At 51.4% G+C, this 20,883-nt stretch carries 20 protein-coding genes and 2 tRNA genes; 15 read left to right on the top strand and 7 right to left on the bottom strand.

The genetic code is table 11. The features are described 5' to 3' along the window. Positions 1-5: 5 nt before the first annotated feature. From GPJ68_RS11285 to GPJ68_RS11260, 6 genes are all read left to right on the top strand, one after another. On the top strand, positions 6-209 hold the full coding sequence (locus tag GPJ68_RS11285; protein WP_137379862.1) for a 4-oxalocrotonate tautomerase family protein: 204 nt from the start codon (positions 6-8) through the stop codon (positions 207-209). A 146-nt stretch (positions 210-355) separates the two neighbouring features. Further along, entirely contained in the window at positions 356-985 is a 630-nt protein-coding gene (locus GPJ68_RS11280; protein WP_016156404.1) for a 2OG-Fe dioxygenase family protein, read from the top strand. Positions 986-993: 8 nt separating this feature from the next. Then, positions 994-2,226: an acetyl-CoA carboxylase biotin carboxylase subunit family protein gene (locus GPJ68_RS11275; protein WP_047417699.1), complete on the top strand. Its 1,233-nt coding sequence runs from the start codon at positions 994-996 to the stop codon at positions 2,224-2,226. Positions 2,227-2,261: 35 nt separating this feature from the next. Beyond that, positions 2,262-3,317, top strand: coding sequence for an AbrB family transcriptional regulator (locus tag GPJ68_RS11270; protein ID WP_016152957.1), 1,056 nt, complete (start codon positions 2,262-2,264; stop codon positions 3,315-3,317). Positions 3,318-3,423: 106 nt separating this feature from the next. Further along, complete coding sequence (gene brnQ / locus GPJ68_RS11265; protein WP_230330205.1) at positions 3,424-4,551, top strand: branched-chain amino acid transport system II carrier protein; 1,128 nt, start codon at positions 3,424-3,426, stop codon at positions 4,549-4,551. A 258-nt stretch (positions 4,552-4,809) separates the two neighbouring features. Further along, positions 4,810-5,322 (top strand): GNAT family N-acetyltransferase, encoded by a 513-nt coding sequence (locus GPJ68_RS11260; protein ID WP_016156401.1) that lies wholly within the window; start codon positions 4,810-4,812, stop codon positions 5,320-5,322. A 51-nt stretch (positions 5,323-5,373) separates the two neighbouring features. Here the strand turns inward: GPJ68_RS11260 and GPJ68_RS11255 are convergent, their stop codons facing one another. Continuing rightward, a complete protein-coding gene (locus GPJ68_RS11255) occupies positions 5,374-6,264 on the bottom strand; it encodes a LysR family transcriptional regulator (RefSeq protein WP_016152950.1) in 891 nt (296 codons plus the stop codon). 172 nt (positions 6,265-6,436) lie between these two features. Between GPJ68_RS11255 and GPJ68_RS11250 the strand changes: the two genes are divergently transcribed. Both GPJ68_RS11250 and GPJ68_RS11245 read left to right on the top strand, forming a co-directional pair. Next, positions 6,437-7,573, top strand: coding sequence for an alpha/beta hydrolase (locus GPJ68_RS11250; protein WP_104651757.1), 1,137 nt, complete (start codon positions 6,437-6,439; stop codon positions 7,571-7,573). 141 nt (positions 7,574-7,714) lie between these two features. Next, positions 7,715-8,908 carry an MFS transporter gene (locus GPJ68_RS11245; RefSeq protein ID WP_104651758.1) on the top strand — a complete coding sequence of 398 codons (1,194 nt, stop codon included), beginning with the start codon at positions 7,715-7,717 and terminating at the stop codon, positions 8,906-8,908. 98 nt (positions 8,909-9,006) lie between these two features. On the opposite strand, the gene GPJ68_RS11240 is transcribed toward GPJ68_RS11245, so the two are convergent. Then, positions 9,007-9,477, bottom strand: a complete 471-nt coding sequence (locus GPJ68_RS11240) for a GNAT family N-acetyltransferase (RefSeq protein ID WP_019076706.1) — start codon at positions 9,475-9,477, stop codon at positions 9,007-9,009. Positions 9,478-9,725: 248 nt separating this feature from the next. On the opposite strand from GPJ68_RS11240, the gene GPJ68_RS11235 reads away from it, so the two are divergent. The 6 genes from GPJ68_RS11235 to GPJ68_RS11210 all read left to right on the top strand — a co-directional run bounded on the left by GPJ68_RS11235 (position 9,726) and on the right by GPJ68_RS11210 (position 13,842). Further along, positions 9,726-10,706 (top strand): GlxA family transcriptional regulator, encoded by a 981-nt coding sequence (locus tag GPJ68_RS11235; protein ID WP_104651759.1) that lies wholly within the window; start codon positions 9,726-9,728, stop codon positions 10,704-10,706. A 78-nt stretch (positions 10,707-10,784) separates the two neighbouring features. Continuing rightward, complete coding sequence (gene gap, locus GPJ68_RS11230) at positions 10,785-11,795, top strand: type I glyceraldehyde-3-phosphate dehydrogenase (protein ID WP_104651760.1); 1,011 nt, start codon at positions 10,785-10,787, stop codon at positions 11,793-11,795. Positions 11,796-12,061: 266 nt separating this feature from the next. Continuing rightward, entirely contained in the window at positions 12,062-12,544 is a 483-nt protein-coding gene (locus GPJ68_RS11225; protein ID WP_016152944.1) for a glutathione peroxidase, read from the top strand. A gap of 199 nt (positions 12,545-12,743) precedes the next feature. Next, a tRNA-Val gene (locus tag GPJ68_RS11220) sits at positions 12,744-12,820 on the top strand. Between the two features lie 4 nt (positions 12,821-12,824). Then, a tRNA-Val gene (locus GPJ68_RS11215) sits at positions 12,825-12,901 on the top strand. Between the two features lie 200 nt (positions 12,902-13,101). Continuing rightward, entirely contained in the window at positions 13,102-13,842 is a 741-nt protein-coding gene (locus GPJ68_RS11210) for a substrate-binding domain-containing protein (protein ID WP_101700851.1), read from the top strand. Here the strand turns inward: GPJ68_RS11210 and GPJ68_RS11205 are convergent. The 4 genes from GPJ68_RS11205 to puuE form a co-directional block, all read right to left on the bottom strand. Further along, a complete protein-coding gene (locus tag GPJ68_RS11205; RefSeq protein WP_104651761.1) occupies positions 13,811-14,563 on the bottom strand; it encodes an ABC transporter ATP-binding protein in 753 nt (250 codons plus the stop codon). The two genes, GPJ68_RS11210 and GPJ68_RS11205, sit on opposite strands and share 32 nt — an antisense overlap. Further along, entirely contained in the window at positions 14,560-15,564 is a 1,005-nt protein-coding gene (locus GPJ68_RS11200) for an iron ABC transporter permease (RefSeq protein WP_104651762.1), read from the bottom strand. Before GPJ68_RS11200 ends, GPJ68_RS11205 begins: the two co-directional genes overlap by 4 nt. Next, entirely contained in the window at positions 15,551-16,606 is a 1,056-nt protein-coding gene (locus GPJ68_RS11195; protein WP_172860432.1) for an ABC transporter substrate-binding protein, read from the bottom strand. Before GPJ68_RS11195 ends, GPJ68_RS11200 begins: the two co-directional genes overlap by 14 nt. A 175-nt stretch (positions 16,607-16,781) precedes the next feature. Then, a complete protein-coding gene (gene puuE / locus GPJ68_RS11190; RefSeq protein ID WP_016152939.1) occupies positions 16,782-18,044 on the bottom strand; it encodes a 4-aminobutyrate transaminase in 1,263 nt (420 codons plus the stop codon). Positions 18,045-18,150: 106 nt separating this feature from the next. On the opposite strand from puuE, the gene GPJ68_RS11185 reads away from it, so the two are divergent. After that, complete coding sequence (locus tag GPJ68_RS11185; protein ID WP_104651765.1) at positions 18,151-19,626, top strand: PLP-dependent aminotransferase family protein; 1,476 nt, start codon at positions 18,151-18,153, stop codon at positions 19,624-19,626. A 47-nt stretch (positions 19,627-19,673) separates the two neighbouring features. Here the strand turns inward: GPJ68_RS11185 and GPJ68_RS11180 are convergent, their stop codons facing one another. Then, on the bottom strand, positions 19,674-20,882 hold the full coding sequence (locus GPJ68_RS11180) for a cytochrome c (RefSeq protein WP_180837348.1): 1,209 nt from the start codon (positions 20,880-20,882) through the stop codon (positions 19,674-19,676). Between the last annotated feature and the right edge of the window lies 1 nt (position 20,883).

Raw genomic sequence — 20,883 nt, 5'->3', positions numbered from 1 at the left:
TTCATATGCCCTACGTAAATATTAAAATTACTAATGAAGGTGCTACCGTTCAGCAAAAGAAAAAATTAATGGAGGGAGTGACACAACTATTGGTTGATGTCCTGAATAAAAACCCCAGCACAACCATCGTGGTCATTGATGAAGTGGAGACTGATAACTGGGGAATTGGTGGCGTGCCAGTGACGGAGTTACGTAAAAAAAGCAAGTAGAGTTATTTAAAAAGTAAGGAGCCTGCCTCCTTACTTTTGCCCATAGATTATCAGTATAAAAGAGTCTGCAATATTATTTATTGTTGGATATGCATTTCATATCTTATAAGTAGACTGCTCAAACTACCGTATTAAGGACGTTATCTATGCACGCCTATCATCATATTCGACTGGGGAAGACTTCAGCGAAAGTCAAAAATAGTTTTGATGAATTACTACCCGATCCATGGCTTAAGGCTGAAGATGGTATTTTTCGGTTCAGAAGTTACATGCAGGCCAGGGCCGGACGTGAAAAGTATTTTGATCTGTGCGCAGTGGGTGAGTTTTTTCAAGCGGAAAAACTGAACAATTACGCTGGCGGTATTGCAAGAAAATACCCAGAAATAAAACAAGACGTTGCTGAAGAAGTGATGAATCTGGTGTTTCGTAAGCTTTTGCCATTGCTTCCAGACACGACTTACAATATTGGCATTCATCAAATAAGAATAACGACAGATGACCGAAGGCCTGGATATCCCGCTCCAGAGGGTATTCATAAAGATGGTTTTAAGTACATTGCAATCTATTGCAGCGAAATTGAGAATGTGACTGGTGGAGAAACCACGCTTATTCCTAATCATGATGGGGGCAATGATGCCTCTACGTTCAAACTGCATGCGGGCGATGCAGTAATATTCAATGATGTGAATTATCAGCATTATACCGCGGCAGTGGTTCCTTTGTTGCCAGGAAAAGGTTATCGGGATGTATTTGTCATTACATTTGATATTGAATGAGAAAAACAATGAATATCTTGCTGTGTCCACCAAAAATTATTTTTCAGCACTCACGTGAAGAGTGGCAGTCATTGCAATCAGTGGCCCCGGTTCTGATTGCAACGTGCGCAAGCCAGATCGATAATATTCTTGATCATATGGGGGCAGGTTTTTATTTCCTTTTTTATGAAAACTTTAATGATAATCCCTTCGTGGAAATGGATATTTACCACTACGCCCAGGACAATAAAGCAACGGGTATCTTTTACCTCGCCGAAATCGATGTTCTGAGGGCCGCGCGAATCAGCGATCGTCTGGGTTTGACACACGACCGTGAAAAAAAGGCCATGTTCTTCCGTGATAAATTTATGATGAAATCGCTTGTTCAGTCTCATCAGTTACCGGTTCCTGCTATGGCACGCGTCGACAGTGCGACTGCGATGGCGCGATTCATTGCCGAACAGGGATATCCCTGCGTCATCAAACCTAATGATGGGCGTGGATCACAGGGCGTGGTGGTTCTTAAAAATGAAGGCCAGCTTTATAAATATCTGGCGCAGGTTAAGCCGCCAGAGTATCACAATCTGCTCATTGAAAAATTTATCGAAGGCGAAGCTTATCAAATTAATGCTTTGTATTTAAAAGGAAAGGCGATATTTGTTTCTGCATCTCGTGCAACCGTCTCCTGCCTGGATTTTCTATCCGGGAAAACATTAGGTCTGGTTATGGAAGATGACACGCCGCTGCATCGTAAACTGATTGCCTACACCAAATATCTTGCTGAAGAGGTTTTTCCAACGGAAGAAAACGCATTGCTTCACCTTGAAGTTTTTGTTGATAAAGATAACAACATTATTTTTGGCGAGCTTGCTTGCCGATTAGGTGGCTGCTTTGTCAATGAAGAATTAGGGGCCGCTTTTGGTCTTGATCCTCGAATGACCTGGCTTAAAGCCAGTTTATGCGAAATCTATCCGCAGGATTTATCGCAAAGACAACCCGTTTTACGGGTTGGCCAATTAAATGTGCCGCCTGCACAGGGCACGCTCCTCTCTATTGCGGAAAAATGTCCATTGCCTTTTGTGGTTAAATATCGGGCAACAGGTGTCGTCGGCCGCCAATATGACGCGATGAAATTAACAAATGGCGAGATCGTGAGTGCTATTGTTCAAGCGGAGTCCAGCCGGGAAATACACGAACGTCTTGATGCATTGACCCAATGGGTTGCTGAAAATACCCTTTGGGTTAACGAAACCGTTCACTGAGTATTTAACACTCCCGGTAGCCAGGAGAAAGGTGTATGAAATTATTGTTAGGTTTTGCTCTTTGTATCCTGGCTGGGTTGGGTTTTACCTATTGCAACGTTCCGTTAGGTATGATGTTTGGCCCCCTTATTACCGTGCTGGTGTTAAAACGTACCGGTCTTTCTGTGCCAGTACTGCCGGGCAGCCTGACGGTGATTCAACTCTCTCTTGGTACGTCAATTGGTCTTTTATTTCGCGATTTTTCTTTTGGGGCGCAAGGAAATATCGCATTTTTACTGGTGTTGTTATTAGTATGCTTATCCCTGCAATTCACCGCATGCTACTTGTGGTGTATTCACCGATTACGCTGGAGTAAGGAAGAGGCGTTATTGGGCGCCGTTCCGGGGGCAATGGCAGCGGTATTAGCGCTAGCGTCCCATGTTAAAACGCCGCCGCAAAAAATTATCATTTCGCACTCGCTTCGGCTCATCACATTGACCTTATTTGCCGGATATATTACCGGCGGTGCGCAAACCCATATGGCCATGCCGCCTGTATTGTTTGCAACGACTAATGTGCTCTGGCTATTGGGTATTGTCTTTGCGGGCTATGTGTTGGGCAAATGCCTTGAACGCTTCCACTTTCCTGCGCCCTTTATGATCACGTCGTTGCTTTGTGCAGCACTCCTGCACCCTTTGTCATCTCAGACTGTGTTTTTTCCCGATATTTTCAATCAGTTCAGTATGATCCTGATGGGCATATTACTGGGGCATCATTTTATTGCGTTTACGTTGACTGCATTTTTGCGTCATCTTTGGTCTTCAATACAGCTCATTGCTATTGGACTGGGTGTGACGGTCATGATGGCATTTACAGCGGCGCATCTTCTGGATTATCCATTTTATGTATTGATGCTCTCCTGGGTTCCCGGGAGCGTGGAATCAATGTCCTTTGCGGCACTGGCGCTTAACGCGAATGCGAGTTTTGTGATGGCAAGCCATATTATACGCATGTTGCTCATCCAAACGATCCCTGCAATAGTTATCTACCGCAAAAGAGAGGTTATAGAAGGTAATAGCGCTAAAACCAGTAAGCCGACGAGGCCGCTGTAGGGGGTTATGACCTCCGTTATGAGCATAACGTTCGTTGCGAATTTTATACAGCTCATCATGAACAGCCCGTAGGTGGACAGGGAGATCATTCCGCTGGAAAACGCAAGTGCCATTGCTTTTGGCGAACGCTTTTTTGGGTGCAGGCAATATTATATTCCCGCCGCTGGTCGGCATGCAGGCGGGCGCAAACGCCTTTAATGCAGGCTTTGGCTTTATCATCACAGCGGTTCTGTTCCCGGCGCTGGCGATTATTTCCCTTGCCATTAATGGCGGTGATATCGCGGAATTAACGAAACCCTTAGGCAAATGGCCGAGCCTGATTTTTATTGGCATTTGCTTTTTAACGCTGGGGGTTTTATTTGGTACGCCACGCACCGCGACGATTAGCTACGAAGTCATCACCGATGGCGCAGCTAGTTCCCTGATGCAGAAGATTATATTTTCCGCCGCGTTCTTTGGCCTTGCTGGCGCGACGCTGGCTAAGCCGGGGAAAATGCTGGAAATCGTCGGTTTCTTCCTTTCGCCCATTAAAATTAGTGCCCTGATTTTTATCGGCATATGTGCCTGGTTACATCCGATTGGTGACCTCACGACCGCCACAACCGCATATCAAACTCGCGCGTTCGATACAGGGTTCGTCAACGGTTATCAGACCCTGGATGTGATCAGTGCGCTGTGCTTTGGCGCCATTATCACCCACACGCTTAAGCAGCGCGGGATCCACCATCCGCGGTGCATCTTCACCCATTCCATCGCCGCAGCCTTTATCGCCGCGGCAGGTCTGGCCGTGATTTATATCTGCTATCTGTCGATGGGGTCCCACAGCCCGGTGCGGGGCGCAACGAACGGTATGCAGGTGATGAGCGCCTATGTCGAGACTGTTTTTGGCGTTTATGGCCGGGTGTTGTTGGCGGCGATCATTACCCTCGCCTGTCTGGTCACGGCCATTGGTCTGACAACCGGAACGGCGCGCTATTTCAACCAGACGACCGGTGCGTCTTATGGGCTGCTGGTGACGCTCTCCCTGATGGTGTCAGCAGCACTTGCCGTGCTGGGACTGAATTCCCTCACCGCAATGGCGGTTCCCGTGCTGTGCGCCATTTACCCGGCTGCGCTGGTCGTGGTCGCGCTGGGCATCGTTAGAAAATGGACAGAAGTGCCGACGAATCTGTATCAGTTGCTTTTCTATAGCGCCCTGGCAGTGGGAATAATGAGCTTGTTTGTAAAATCCTGAATGAACAGCCGCAAGTTCGGAAGATGTCTTTTCATTTTCGCTCAAAGCAGACCAGGCAATCAGTTGGCCTGTCTGCTTCGAGCCAGAAGCTAACATCGATAAAAAATAACTTAATGGTCGAGCTCCACCAACTTCATACCTTAGATTGCGTATTCAAAGTTTGAGGGTAAGACAGTCACAACGGACATGTAGACTTAACAGGCCGTATATATTACAAATTTAATATCACTTTTCTCTCATAAAGTAAGGGCCTATCCCATGTCTTTAATCATACGACAAGCAACATTAGCCGATTCGGGATTACTAAATGAGCTTGGCTACCGCTTCTATACTGCGCACTTTAAGCATATGTGGAAGTCAGAATCAGAATTTGATAATTATTTGGAGGGTGAATATTCACTTCCTGTTATTGAGCAGAGTATTAATGATAAAAACATTAGCTGGTATATAGTTGAAATCGAGCAGCCGATTGGTTTTGTGAAGCTAACATGGCAAGCAACTATCCCGAATACAGACATCAGCGGTGTTTTACTTAATAAACTCTACCTTGCCCCAACCAAAACGAATCAGCATTACGGTCAACTAATGTTTAATAAAGTCATAGATCTTGCCCGAAGTCAGGGGAAAAAATATTTATGGCTGGAGGTTCTTGAACAAAATGAACGTGCTCAAAAATTCTATAAAAAGCAGGGAATGAAACACATCAGCGACATCATTTTCGAAACAAATTCACAGAGGAGCATACTCAAGTTAATGGGGATGTGTATATAAGGCCCGCTCCTCGCTAAGACCCGTTACCCTGACACGTGTGCAGCCTGGCCTTCATTCATAAATTCTCAGTGTATCGATAACTGCTCGCAGAGCGGGTGACACATTGCGGTGCGGATAATAGAGAAATGAGCCTTCCAGGCGTTGACTGTAACGTTGTAAAACTCTGATGAGTGAACCCTCTTCTAAATCATCGGACACCAGTTCTTCCGGAACATAAGCCAGCCCCAGCCCCAGTCTGGCGGCTTTGGCTTCCATATAACTGTCAGCAAAAGCCCATTGTCCCTGCGGCTGATGAGTTATTTTTTTACCATCCTGTTGAAGCTCCCATGTATAGAGGCTTCCATCGCCAAATTGATAAGCGATGCAGGGATGAACCGCCAAATCTGCCGGGACTTGTGGAAAGCCATAACGGCGAAAGTGTTCTGGCGTACCAACAATGGCCATCTCCATATCGGGGGAAATACGGACCGCTATCATGCCACCGCCAACTTCCGGTCCGAGACGTACACCGGCATCGAATCTTTCCGCAATAATATCGACAAACCGACTTTCGCTGATGAGTTCCAGCCGGATGTCAGGGTAGCGTTGCTTAAACACCGCAAGCTTTGGCAGGAGCAGTTTATCAATAGCGTGCTGACTGGCATTAATCCGTACCGTACCTGACGGGGACTGGCGATAATGGGCCAGCGTGGCAAGCCCCATATCTAAAGCGTCGAATCCTGACTCAATGGTCCGGTAGAGTTGTTCGCCGGCATGTGTGAGCGATAGCCTACGCGTAGTGCGAGCCAGAAGCTGAACGCCCAGTCTTTCTTCAAGTTCGCGTACAGAACGGCTTATACCTGATTGTGCCAGGCCGAGTCGTTGCGCCGCAGCGGTAAAACTCCCTTCCCGCACCACCTGCATGAACAGGTATAAATCATTATAGTTTTCCCGTTTCGCCATCACGTTTCCCTCGCTATCGCATCACTATTTAGAACAATATGGTATTAATTCTAGCAATTTTACCCCTCTAATAAGCACTATTACTGCTCACTATAATGCTCGCATTGCAACAAAGCACAGCAGTGTTGTCCGTATGAAACCTGTATCTATCACGTTTTATGAGGGGATTTTGATGACTGCCTTCACCAAAAAACTGACAGCCGCGATACCAGCCATGCTGCTCTGCGCATCATTAAGTGGAGTTACAACGATGAGTTATGCCAATACAACCAATCCGAACGCGCCAGTTTCACTGGTCGAGACATGGGATAAAACCTTCGCTAAAAGTACGAAAATTAATCACCGTAAAGTAACCTTTCAGAACCGCTTCGGGATCACCCTGGTCGGTGATCTCTACATTCCAAAGGATCGCGGCGAGCGCAAACTGGCGGCCATTGCCATCAGCGGGCCTTTCGGCGCGGTGAAAGAGCAGTCCAGCGGTCTGTATGCGCAGACGTTGGCTGAGCAGGGATTTGTTACCCTGGCTTTTGACCCTTCATATACGGGGGAAAGCGGTGGCTATCCGCGTAACGTTGCCTCTCCGGATATCAACACCGAGGATTTCAGCGCGGCTGTTGATTTCCTTGGCCTGCAAAATGAGGTTGATCGAAATCGTATCGGATTACTGGGTATCTGCGGATGGGGCGGGATGGCCTTAAACGACGCCACGATGGATACCCGCGTGAAAGCAGTGGCGACCAGCGTGATGTATGACATGAGCCGTGCGATGGGGCATGGCGTAGGTGATGGTAAAGACCGTTATACCACTGCGGATCGTCGCGCCGTATTACAGTATCTGAACGCACAGCGCTGGGAAGATGCGAAGAACGGAGCTTTCGCGCCCGGCGGGCATGACATTTATGTTGATGAAAAGGGGGACGTCAGTACGTCGAAACGTATTCTGCCAGAAACGTTACCCGCAAATTCTAATCCGGTTCTGAAAGAATTCTTTGATTATTATCGCATGCCGCGTGGTTTCCATGCGCGTTCGGTCAACTCAACCGGGGCCTGGAATGCGACGATGCCGCTGTCATTTATGAATATGCCACTGCTGAGCTACGCCAATGAAGTCACTATCCCCACGCTTATCGTGACCGGCGAAAAAGCCCATTCACGCTATTTTGCTGAAGATGCCTTTAGGGCGATCGGCAGCAATGAGAAAGAGCTGGTGATTGTGCCGGGGGCAAATCATGTTGATCTGTACGACAACGTTGCGGGTAAGATTCCGTTTGCTAAATTTGAGCAGTTTTTCAATACCAACCTAAGATAACCGCCCCAAGCCGCCTGATATTTGCAGGCGGCTGTAAATCGCCTGCAGATCATTTTCATCCATGTTTTGACGTGATTTCCTGAATGACGTCTGTCCGGACTGCGCCTGAACCTGGCCGATTCGATATTAAGAGATCTGATAATGTCCACAGTAAGACTAAAACCGCATTACGAAAAAAAGCATGCGCATTGGGGGGGCGTGTTTGCCATGACGCTGTGCGTGTTTGTGCTGATCGCTTCCGAGTTTATGCCGGTCAGCCTGCTTACGCTTATTGCCAGTGATTTACACATTACCGAAGGGCTGGCTGGCCAGGGAATTGCAATCTCTGGCGCGCTGGCGGTCATTACCAGCCTGACTATCTCCCATATTGCCGGAGATCTGAACCGAAAACATCTCCTGCAGGGGCTGACGGTTTTAATGGCCATATCGGGGATAGTCGTCGCCCTGGCACCCAGCTACCCGGTTTATATCCTGGGGAGGGCCCTGCTTGGGGTGGTCATTGGTGGATTCTGGTCCATGTCTGCTGCAACCGCCATTCGGCTCGTTCCGCAGCATCAGGTTCCCCGCGCGCTGGCGATTTTTAACGGTGGGAACGCGCTGGCTACCGTTGTAGCGGCACCGCTTGGCAGCTATCTGGGGACGACCGTGGGCTGGCGAGGGGCTTTTTTATGCCTCGTTCCCCTGGCTATAGCCGCGTTCATCTGGCAGTGGGTCAGCCTGCCATCGATGGAAAACGATAAAAAACAAAAATCCCAGAAATCTATGCATCATCTGTTCCGCATCACCATTGTCCCTGCGGGACTCCTGGCCTGCGGGCTCTTCTTCATGGGGCAGTTTGCCTTATTTACCTACGTGCGCCCCTTTCTTGAAACCGTAACCCGCGTAGGCCCTTCTGGTCTCTCTCTGATTTTGCTCGCAATAGGCGTGGCGGGTTTTGTCGGCACACTGGCCGTATCAATATTCCTGAACACATGTTTTTATAAAACTTTAATCATGATCCCCCTGCTTATGTCAGCGACTGCCGGTGCGTTACTGCTGGTTGGACACAGCATCTGGGCTGTTGCCGTATTGCTCAGCCTGTGGGGACTACTAGCAACGGCTGCGCCAACGGGATGGTGGACATGGATAGCGCGGGCACTACCCGAAGATGCAGAGGCGGGTGGTGGCTTAATGGTTGCGGTGATCCAGCTATCAATTGCACTGGGTTCAACGGCAGGTGGGTTGGTATTCGACACTCTGGGATGGCGCAGTACTTTTGGCTTGAGTGGTTTCTTACTTCTGGCGGCGGCAGCAATGACGATTGTCACATCCCGTCAAAACAGCAAAGCAAACTAGAACTATCCATTCATTTCTGGCGTGCTCTCTGTCATGGCATAGGGCAGAGAGCCGAGTGTCCGCCCTCGCTGATCGCGGACCTTTAGCCCAGTTATCTTCTATTTTTTCACCAAATATTTTCGCATCAGTGCATTTTGTAATGTCACTCCGCGACAGGCAGGAAACCCACGTTCCACAACATGAAAACCGTGTCGTAGAAAGAACGCCTCCGCAGCCTTACTGACATTTGAAGTCAGTTCGCCAATTCCACGTTGTCTGGCTTCTTCATGAATGCGATTCATCAATAGTGTCCCTACTCCCTGTCTCGGGTAGGTTCCCGAGACAAAGAAATGGTCAATGTACCCATTTGGCTGAACATCTGCATATCCAGCTATTTCACCATCCACTTCAACAACAAAGGGGCGTAATTCTTTCATATGATTGGCCCATTGTTCCGGGTCGATATCCGTTGGGGCCCACGCATCTATTTGTTCCTGTGTGTAGTAATGTGATGCGAGGGTATGTACAGAAGATAAAAAGACGCTGAATAACGAAATTTCATCTCCATTACTAAACCTTCTGATTTTCATAAGACCTCGTCAGGAGAGTGACTTGTAGAACAAGTCCATTTTTGGTGCAGCGGAGCGTCAGCTCCTCGCGGTGAGTTTAATGGGTCAATGCAACGCTATTCTTAATCAAGGGAGATGCCCAGGCAACGCCGTTGAGTCAACATCAAACCATCGACCAGTGGCGGTAATGTCGCTGTGCCACGGGTAAGACTTTTTCCATTTGAGTATGTAACATTGACTTATTGTGTAAAAAGATTACTTTTCAGGACATGAAGAAGATACTCATTATTGTTCCCGATGGCGGTATGCTGTTTGAGTCCGCCGGTATTGCCGACATTCTGATGCAGGCCAATCGCCTGCATCCCAAAGGCGCTACGGAGACGTGTTACCAGGTTCAGTTAGCGACAACGCAACCGCATCAGGTGATCCATGGTCAGTCCGGCCTAAATCTACTGGCAGATCACCGCCTGCATGAGATAGATCCTCGCGAACCTCTCGATACCATCATCATCACTGGCAGAGGTCAAAGCCCGCAGGAAGGGATTGCGGTGGTTGACTGGCTACGCCTTGCCGCTCCCCACGCCCGCCGCATTGCATCCATTTGCGGCGGCGCGATGCTGCTGGCAGAAACCGGGCTGCTGGACGGCCGACGAGCCACCACCCACTGGAAGCTACTGGAAACCATGCAGGCAGAATTCCCAAAGGTGCGCGTCGAAAGCGGTCCGCTCTATATCCAGGACGAACACATCTGGACATCAGGTGGCGTCAGTTCCGGCTTTGACCTGACGTTAGCGTTAGTTGAAGAGGATTACGGCTTCAGTCTGGCGCGCGACGTCGCTCAGGATTTCGTCATGTACCTGCGCCGTCCCGGGGGACAACTCCAGTTTAGCCGCTACAACCTTCAGCAGACCAGCACCCTGGGCCCGATTAACGATCTGCTCGCCTGGCTGCTTGAGAACCTCACCGCCGATCTCAGTGTGGATAAACTGGCGGAAAAAGTCGCCATGAGTCCGCGTAATTTCACCCGCGTGTTTACCCGAGAAACGGGCGCATCACCGGCACGCTACGTGGCCGAAGCCCGTCTGGCCGCTGCCCGACAGCGTCTGGAGCAGACCAACGAGACGCTGGAGCGTATCGCCGAACAAACAGGATTTGGTAGCAGCATTAACCTGCGAAGGCTGTTTGAAAAACAGCTTCACCTGACGCCTGGTGAATATCGCCAGCGCTTTCACTGTCGTAAAATGGCGTAAAGTGATCCTTTTTTGTCATTTACGCCAACACGTGACCGGCCTAAATTTACTCCAGAGACAACAGATAAGGAGTTCATCATGGTAAAGGTCGGTATTAACGGTTTTGGCCGTATCGGACGTAACGTACTGCGTGCTGCACTGGGTAACCCGGAGATTCAGATCGTGGCAATCAACGATCTGACAGACAGTAAAACGCTGGCGCATCTGCTGAAATACGACTCGCTGCTCGGTAAACTCGACGCCGACGTCACCGCCGGTGAGGGGCAGTTGGTGGTTAACGGTAAATCCATTACCGTGTTCAGCGAACGCGACCCAGCCAACATCCCATGGCGTCAGCGTGAAGTCGATATCGTCATTGAAGCAACCGGCTTCTTCACTGAACGTGACAAGGCGGCGGTGCATATCCACAGCGGTGGCGCAAAACGAGTGATTATCTCCGCCCCCGGTAAGAACGATGATTTAACCATCGTGATAGGCGTTAACGATCACCTCTACTCCGCGGATAAACACTTTGTCGTCAGCAACGGTAGCTGCACCACTAACGGTCTGGCACCTGCCGCACAGGTTTTGCACCAACATTTCGGCATTAAGCATGGTTTGATGAATACCACCCACGCCTATACCAACAGCCAGGCGCTGCACGACCAGCCGGAAAAAGATCTTCGTGGTGCCCGCGCCGCTGCATTGTCGATTGTGCCCTACTCCAGCGGTGCCGCGAAGGCGCTTGGCAAAGTCATCCCCGAGCTGGATGGTCGCTTAACCGGTTACTCGCTGCGCGTACCGGTTCCGGTGGTGTCCATTGTCGACCTGACCGTAACGCTTGAGCGGGATGTTACAGCAGAGGAGGTCAATAATGCGTTTCGTGACGCCGCCGCGACAGGGCCACTGAAAGGGATCCTCGGCTATAGCGATGAACCGCTTGTCTCAAGCGACTATCAGGGTGATCCGCGCTCATCCATCATCGACGGCCTGTCAACGCTGGTGATTGGCGGCAATATGGTCAAAATTCTGGCGTGGTACGACAACGAATGGGGATTCTCTAATCGCCTCGTCGACCTGGCACTGCTAATGGCAAGGCACGAACGTTAATCCCCTGCTCTCACACTCTCTCTAAATCCACGCCAGGCGTGGATTTTTTATATCTGTTACGTGTTTGTCGCAGTAACAATCGCGCACAACGTCACGTCCCCCATTTTTAGTCGTCACCTAACGATGCTGCTGGGGTGACGCGTTTAAAAGCGTTAGCGATAACCCGACAAAATAATAAATCGCCATCACTTTAACGGTCAGTTTATTAATCAGACAGTTGCGACCATAATAAAATGAGTAATGCGATCTTATTTGAGGATTCCGGCATGATCACCTTTTATCAACTTACAGCCACCCGTCTGCATGGTGAGCCCGTCTCTATGGCCGACTACGCTGGCAAACTGGTTCTGGTGGTCAATACTGCCAGCCATTGTGGCTTCACGCCGCAATATGCAGGCCTCGAAGCGCTTTACAAGAAGTACGCCGCGCAGGGTCTGGTGGTGCTTGGTTTCCCCTGCAACCAGTTCGGTAATCAGGAGCCCGGCGGGGCCGACGAAATCTCGCAAACCTGTCACATCAACTACGGTGTGAGCTTCCCGATATTTGAGAAAGTGGAAGTCAACGGTGCGGCTACACATCCGGTGTTTCGTTACCTGAAAAACGAATTACCCGGGGTGCTGGGTGGGCGTATCAAGTGGAATTTCACTAAGTTCCTGATCGGGCGTGACGGCAAACCTCTCAAGCGTTTTGCGCCGTTCACTACCCCTGAGAAAATAGAAACCGCGATCCTTGCTGCGCTTAAAGTCTGAGCGCACCTGTCATTCAAACCGTCCCCATTATGCCCCAGCTCACTGTCTGAATAAAAAACACGCTGCAAAATCAACAAAATATAATCAACTTGCTTAATTACTCTGCAATCGCGTGAGTTCAGGAAGAAAAATGCTATTTCCCTCTTGCCTCATTCGGTCTGTGCCGCTAATATTCGTCCCCGTTGTCACCTACAACGTTGCGTTCATAGCTCAGTTGGTTAGAGCACCACCTTGACATGGTGGGGGTCGTTGGTTCGAGTCCAATTGAACGCACCATCTTGCGTCCGTAGCTCAGTTGGTTAGAGCACCACCTTGACATGGTGGGGGTCGGTGGTTCGAGTCCACTCGGACGCACCAAATTATTTCTATGATTTGGTGCTATTTCCCTTCGTTACACCTCATAATTTCTTTTTATTGCCTCCTGTTCGTAACCTTAAGCTTAATCATTACTCCGTATGATGCTGGCACAAAGCGATGCGCCAAAGCCTTCTAAACTCTATGCTCAGCGCGTATCATTTATCCTCTTCGCAAACCTTTTTCGCCAGAGATCGGATACCATGCCCTCTTCCATTATTCTGTTTGCCGCGGGCAGTTTACGCCTGGCATTTGCCCCTTTGATAAGCCAGTTCTCGCGCCATAGCGGAATAGACGTGAAGGTGGAATATGGTCCGGCTGGTTTATTACGCGAGCGTATTGAAGCCGGTGAACCGTGTGCGCTCTTTGCCTCAGCCAATCGGGAGCACCCGCAACGCCTGCTGGCTTTGCAAAAAGCTGTCCTCACGCAAACCTTTAGCTGGAATCAACTGAGTCTGGTCAGCAACCGAAACGGCGCCTGGCTGGATTTGCTCCGCGACCCAACGCTAAGAATAGGTACATCCACGCCCGGCTGCGACCCTTCCGGAGACTATACCTGGGCATTTTTCGACAATATGGATGTACTGGAGCCAGGACTCGGACAACAGCTTCGGGCGCGCGCCATCCCGCTGGTTGGTGGGCGTGATACGGTGAAAATCCCGTCTGGTGAACTGGCGAGCGCCTGGATCCTTCGCCAGGGACTGGCCGATCTGTTTATCGGCTACGCGCATTACGCGAATACGCTGCGCGCCCAACCCGACGTGCATTATGTAGCTATCCCTGATGAGCACAATATTCGCTGCGAATACCAACTGGCGGTGCTCGACGCATCCAACGAGGTGATGGCGCTGGTTAAATTCATGCTCTCCAACGGCGGTCAGGCGTTTCTTACCGCCGCCGGTTTTTTACCTCTTAACGACGAACAGAAAACAGCGGTGCGATAAACGGCGTCGGGTAGTTCTCCAGACTGAGTTTTCGCAGCGGTAAGCCATAGGCCTGGAACAGATTCTCTTCCGTCACAATGCTGTCCGTTGGCCCTGCCCGCCATTTTCCTTCGGGGAGCAGCAGCAAAGTATGGGTGGCTATTTGTAACGCATGCAGCGGATCGTGGGTCGAAAAAAGAATGCTGCATCCCTGTAGATGGGCCAGATCGCTGATGAGCTGAAGCACCACCTGCTGATTGGCGAGATCCAGCGCGGAGCACGGCTCATCAAGCAGCAGCGTTTGACACTCCGTCACCAGCGCCCGGGCTATCATCACCAGTTGCTGTTGACCCCCGGAAAGTGAGCTAAACGAGTGGGAAGCAAGCTGGGCAATATTTAACTGCTCCAGCGCCTGGGTCGCTCTTAGTTGATCCTGCTGGCTGGGTTGCGCAAAAAGCTTCACGTGCTGTGCCCGCCCCATCAGCACCACGTCGCTCACCGTATAAGGAAATGGCAGGTGGCAATGCTGCGCCACAATTCCTATCCCGCCGTCATTTTCAATGCTGCCGTCCAAAGCTGGCAGCGTGCCGGTTAGCGTATCGAGCAGCGTACTTTTCCCCAGGCCGTTACGTCCCAGCACAGCCCAGATCTCACCTTTCTGACAACTGAATGTAAGCGGCTCAAATAGCGGCACGCGATACCCATAAGTAAGCGTATTTACACGCAATGCGGCAGGTTTCATGATGTCCCCCGGCGGCTGGAGCGGATGAGTAAAAAAGCAAACAGCGGCGCGCCGAATATTGCGGTGATGATCCCAAGCGGTATCTCCGCGTGCATCAGGGTACGCGCAATATCATCCACCACAATCATAAAACCGCCTCCCATCCAGAAGGCGCACGGCAGTAGACGACGATGATCAACCCCCACCAGCAAACGCGCCAGATGCGGAATAACCAACCCAACCCAGGCGATACTGCCGCTGACCGCTACCTGAGCGGCGACTAAAAAAGCGCAGCACAGCAAAACGCTGCGTCGCAGAGGAACTACCGCGACGCCTAGCGAACGGGCATCTTTATCATTGAGTGATAACAGGTTTATCCGCCAGCGTAGCTGGTACAAAACTGTCGCAGCGATACCGACTGGAATCGCCAACAGCAGAACTTTATGCCAGTTAGCCGTCGCAAAGCTGCCGAGCAGCCAGAACACGATATTGGGTAACGTTTCTTCGGTATCAGCCTGATACTGAATCAGACTCACCAGCGCGGCAAAAAAACCACTCAAAATGATACCCGACAGGATCAGCACCAGCGTATTCTCCAGCCCCTGCAGCGCAGCAATGGCATACACCAGGACCAGCGCCGTCAGACCGAAGAAAAACGTTGAACCCATCATCAACCACGGCGACAGGCCGAGCAGAATAGCCAGCGTTCCGCCAAAAGCGGCCCCGGACGTCACGCCAATAATATGCGGGTCGACCAGCGGATTATGAAATACCCCTTGCAGCGTCGCGCCACATAACCCCAACGCACCACCCGCCAGCAGCGCCATCAGAATTCGCGGTAGCCTGACCGTCCAGATAACCTGACCGGCAATCCCTTCAGCGTCGCTATAGTGCATCAGGTGATAAAAGACTTCGCTTAACGACAGCGGATATTGTCCGAGGCACAACGAGCCAAGGCCCAGCAACAGGACCGTCGCAATTAAGAGTGGTTGCTGGGGTAAAATGTGGTTACTTAACTGCATCAGGCTGCCAGTTCACACGATAAAAACGCTGATAGTAGTCTTGCGCCTGCGCATCAACATCCACGTCTTTATAGGCGTCCGGGTACAATTTTTTGGCCATCCACAGCTCACCAATCGCCAACGCTTCTGGCATCGGATAGCCCCAGGCTTTGGCGTACTCAGGCATCAACCAGACGCGATGATTTTTCACCGCATCAATCCCCTGCCAGTTAGGATCGTTTTGGATCTCCGTTACCACCTGCGGGTAGCGATCCTGAACAAAAATTACCTGCGGGTTCCACGCCAATACCTGTTCCAGCGCAACCTGACGGGCGCCTTTTACACTGGCAGTCGCCACGTTTAGCCCACCCGCGTGCTGCATCATGAGTCCCGTGTACTTCCCGGAGCCGTAAGTCATCAGGTCGGGGTTAGCCATATAAATACGGACTTTTTGCGCATCCGGGATTTTTGCGACCGGCGCATTGAATTTTGCCCGCGCCGCAAAAACGTAGTCGATCAACGTCTCAGCTTGCGGTTTGCGCCCCACGACGTCCGCAATCAGGCGAATCCCCTGCTTTAACCCTTCGTTGTAGACCTGCTCTTCATCGGCCATGGTCGGGTTCATTTTATTCTGTTGCCCGGCTGCATCCTTGCGCAATGAGATTGCCACGACCGGAATACCGACGTTCTGAATCTGCTGGATCATCTCCGCAGGCGCATAGTTGGCGACAAAAACCACCTGTGGATGAATCGCCAGTAGGCTTTCAATATTCACGCTGGTGAGATCGCCCGGCGTCGGCAATGTGGCAATTGCCGGCATAAAGCGCGCAAACTCAGGCCCGAGCTGTTTTTTCCAGCTCGACATCACGCCAATAATGTCCTGCTGAGCATTAAGCTGGACCAGAATATTCAGCGTCTGGTGTTGCAGCACGACCACTTTGTCGACGTGGTCCGGAATCGTGACCTGACGACCAAGCTGGTCGGTGATCGTACGGTCGGCCTGGGCAGAAAACGCAAACAACATGCTGGCGCATACCAGCACAAAAGAGCGGAAAGTTAACATGGGATACCATCTGGATAGCGGAGTAAAAACGATGTGTATTAAATTATATAACGATATGACAGGCAACCCATTCGCGATAAATACCGCACGACACACGAGGAAGATCAATTTATGCCGACAAAAAAGCCGACGGTGATGACCACCGTCGGCTGTGGGTAACACTAGGACTAACGGATTATTTGGTTGCCGCTTTAATGATATCGAGCGCTTTGGCGAACTGATCCTGCGGGATCGTCAGCGGATAAAGGAAGCGAATAACGTTGCCATACTGACCGCAGGTCAGCAGCAGTAATCCTTGCTCAAGGGCTTTCTTCTGCACGCGTTGTGCGGCGGCTGCGTTGGGTTCTCCCGTCGCTGCATCACAGAATTCAGCGGCGATCATAGAGCCTAAGCCGCGCACTTCGGCCAGTTCAGGACACCCGGTTTGCGCGTCAGTCAGAGTGGCGCGCAGTTGTTCGCCAAGAGCTGCCGCACGCTGGCACAGCTGTTCATCACGAATGATATCCAGCACCGCATGAGCTGCCGCAATTGACAGCGGGTTTCCGGCGTAGGTTCCGCCCAGACCACCCGGCGCAGGCGCATCCATAATTTCAGCTTTGCCCACGACGCCAGACAGCGGCATGCCGCCTGCAAGGCTTTTTGCCATAGTCATCAGGTCAGCTTTGTCAGCGTAATGGTCCATCGCAAACAACTGGCCCGTACGGGCAAACCCGCTTTGCACCTCATCGGCGATCATCACGATGCCATGCTCGTCGCAAATACGGCGGATGGCAGCCACAAACTCCGGCGGCGCCACCACGAAGCCCCCTTCGCCCTGGACGGGTTCGAAAATGATCGCCGCGACCTGGGTGGGATCGATATCGGCTTTAAACAGACGTTCAATCGCTTTGATGGAATCCGCCGTAGAAATCCCCTGCAACTCGCAAGGATACGGTGCGTGGTAAACGGAGCCAGGGAACGGGCCGAACCCTTTTTTATACGGTGCCACCTTGCCGGTTAACGCCATCGTCATGTAGGTACGCCCATGAAAACCGCCGCCAAAAGCAATAACGCCAGGACGGCCGGTATGTGCGCGCGCAATTTTCACCGCATTTTCGACCGCTTCAGCCCCGGTGGTGAAGAATGTGGTTTTGCGCTTGCCGTCGATTGGCGCAACGGCGTTGATTTTCTCCGCCAAAGACACATAGCTTTCGTACGGGACAATCTGATAAGCCGTATGGGTAAAAGCCTGCAGTTGCGCTTCGACTGCCTGCACCAGGCGAGGATGACGGTGTCCGGTGTTCAGCACGGCAATCCCGGCGGCAAAATCAATGTACTGATTGCCTTCGATATCGGTAATTGTGCTGTTTTCTGCTGACTGGGCATAAAAATCACACATTACACCCACGCCACGCGGGGTGGCATCCAGACGACGTTGTTGCAGGTTTTTATTGTTCATTCTCTACACCTTGTCCATTAATACATTTAGGTTGAATTACCCTTTAAATTTAGACGCCATCTGGTACTTTAATCGAGAGCCAAATCGTTTTATTTTAAGGATCCAAATGCGTTCACTTGCCGGAGATGTGATCAAGCAGGCATTTAGCCAGCAGACCGATGAAAAGCTGCATCGTCGCCTGTATGCCGCCATCTGCAGTTGCATCCTCGAAGGTAGCCTGAAACCGGCTACCCGAATGCCTCCGTCGCGTGACCTGGCAGGCGAACTGACGCTATCGCGCAATACCGTCCTGCGGGTTTACGAGCAATTGCAGGCCGAAGGTTATATTTCCGCGCGCACCAGCAGCGGCACGTTTGTCACCGACAGCGTGCTGGACAATCTTGACCTGCGTCCCCACAAAGAGCCCGTTGCCGCCACACTGGAGGATCACACCCGCTTATCTGCCCGCTGCCTTGAGCTGCTGGGCCATGCCAGCGCCAGCCCTCGTCAATGGGGCGCATTTATTCCAGGCGTGCCTGATGTGGAGCATTTCCCTCACCGGGTGCTCAAAAAAATTCAGGATCGGCTGGCGAGACGGTTGCGCCCGGAGTTTCTCACTTACGATGCCGCAGGCGGCGTGACTGAGCTGAAAGAAGCGCTGGCAGACTATCTGCGCACCGCACGCGGGGTGCGGTGTTCACCGGAGCAAATTCTGATTACTGAAGGTATTCACCAGGCGCTGGATCTGGTGACCCGGACGCTATGCAACCCGGGGGATAACGCCTGGATTGAGGAGCCGGGCTACTGGGGAATCAAAAATATTCTGCGCATCAATGCGGTTAACTTTTCGGCGATCCCGGTTGATGAACAAGGTATGGTGCCGCTGGAGGCTGGCGAATCTGCGCCAAAGCTGATTTTTGTGACACCGTCACATCAATATCCGCTCGGTTCGGTAATGAGCCTCAACCGCCGTCGGGCACTTCTCTTTCGCGCACGTGAAACGCGAAGCTGGATAGTGGAAGATGACTACGACAGCGAGTTTCGCTTTTCCGGCCAGCCAATTCCATCATTGCAGGGTCTGGAAGAAGAGACGCCGGTCATCTATATCGGGACATTCAGTAAAACACTCTATCCCGCACTGCGGCTCGGTTATGTGGTACTGCCCAAACCGCTCGCCGCGCCGCTGAAGAAGGTTCATAACGACCTCTATCGTGGTGGACATTTGCTGATTCAGGCAGCGCTGGCGGAGTTTATCCGCGAGGGTTACTACGCGGCGCACATTCGTAAAATGCGCCAGTTGTACAGTCGTCGCCGCCAGACGTTGGTGGAGCTTATCAGTCGCCAGTTGGGCGAGCAGTATCTTGGCTCCTTCAGCAGCAACGCCGGGCTGCACATGATTCTACAGTTGCCCGTCGGGAGCGATGACGTTGTCATTGCCCAACAGGCAAATGCGCAAGGGCTGCTGGTGCGCCCGCTGTCTCGCTACTACGTGAATGAAGAGAAACGCAGCGGCCTGCTGCTGGGATTTGCCAGTATTGCAGAGCATGAAATGGCGGCGGCGTTTACCCGACTGGTGGGTATTATCAGAGTAAACACCGTTTAAGCACTGCCGGATGGCGCTGCAAGCACCTTGTCCATCCGACATGCTGTTTAATGTGACGCTTTTTTAATCCCTGCCAGGTCCTCCTGGCTCACTTCGCCATTCCCTTCTCCCCAACTTTTACGCACGTAATTAATCACGTCGCGCATTTCGTTGTCGCTTAACATGCCACCGTAAGCCGGCATCTTAAAGGAGACGCTGCCACGCGTTGTCGGTGTTTCTGCGCCGTGGGCAATCACTCTGAATAGCGGCGTCGGGTCATCAACCATCACCAACGGATTGTTGATCAAAGAAGGGACGTTATCATCCGTACCTTTCCCCTCCAGACCGTGACAGGTGGAGCAGTAACGGTTATAGGTCACTTTGCCCGCCTCGGATGAATTCGACCAGGACACCGTAGTTGCCGCTGCGCGCACCGTTTCAGGCTTCTCGCTTTTCAGGCTCAGCAGATATTGCGCGATCGCCGTGGCATCGTCATCGGTCAGGTACTGTGTACTCTGCGTAACGACTTCAGCCATCGAACCTGAAACCGCGGCATGCTTGCTTTTACCGGTCAGCAACAGCGATTTTAATTCCTGCTCAGACATTCCCGTACCGCGCAGCGAAGGCGCATACCAGCCGTCGATCATCGCGCCGCTCAGGTACTCGGCATCAGCATTGGTATACGCTTTTTCGTTCATCGCCATGCCTCTCGGGGTATGGCAAGAACCGCAGTGTCCAGGACCTTCCACCAGATAAGCGCCCCGTTTTACCAACGCAGCGTTGTCATCCGTTTTCGCACGTTCTACAGCCGTCGCTGGCGCGTCGGTAAACAGCCAGTTCCAGATATGCAGCGGCCAGCGGGCGGAGAGTAGCCACGGAATGGCATTCTTTTTATTGGGCTGCGCAGAGGGGGTGACATCATGCATAAAATAGCGATACAACACCTGTACATCGTCATCAGAAAGTTTCGCGTAAGAGGGATAAGGCATGGCCGGATAGAGCGGATGACCATCTTTAGCAATTCCCTGACGTACGGCCTTGTCAAAATCCTCGTATGAGTAATTACCAATACCCTGGGTCTTGTCTGGGGTAATGTTGGTCGAATAAATATCCCCTACCGGAGTAGGAAACTTTTTGCCACCCGCCATCGCCGCGCCCCCTTCGGTGGTATGACAGGCCACACAGTCAGAGATACGGGCGATATATTCGCCATTAGATTCCGCTGCACTCACAGAGGCGGTAAACAAACAGGCGGCAAGAACGGTTACATTACGCATA

Origin of the sequence: Citrobacter sp. 172116965, assembly GCF_013458095.1 — a bacterium.
GTDB classification, from domain to species: domain Bacteria; phylum Pseudomonadota; class Gammaproteobacteria; order Enterobacterales; family Enterobacteriaceae; genus Citrobacter; species Citrobacter braakii.
Note: the sequence above shows the minus strand (reverse complement) of the source record. Positions and strands in the feature narration are given on the sequence as shown.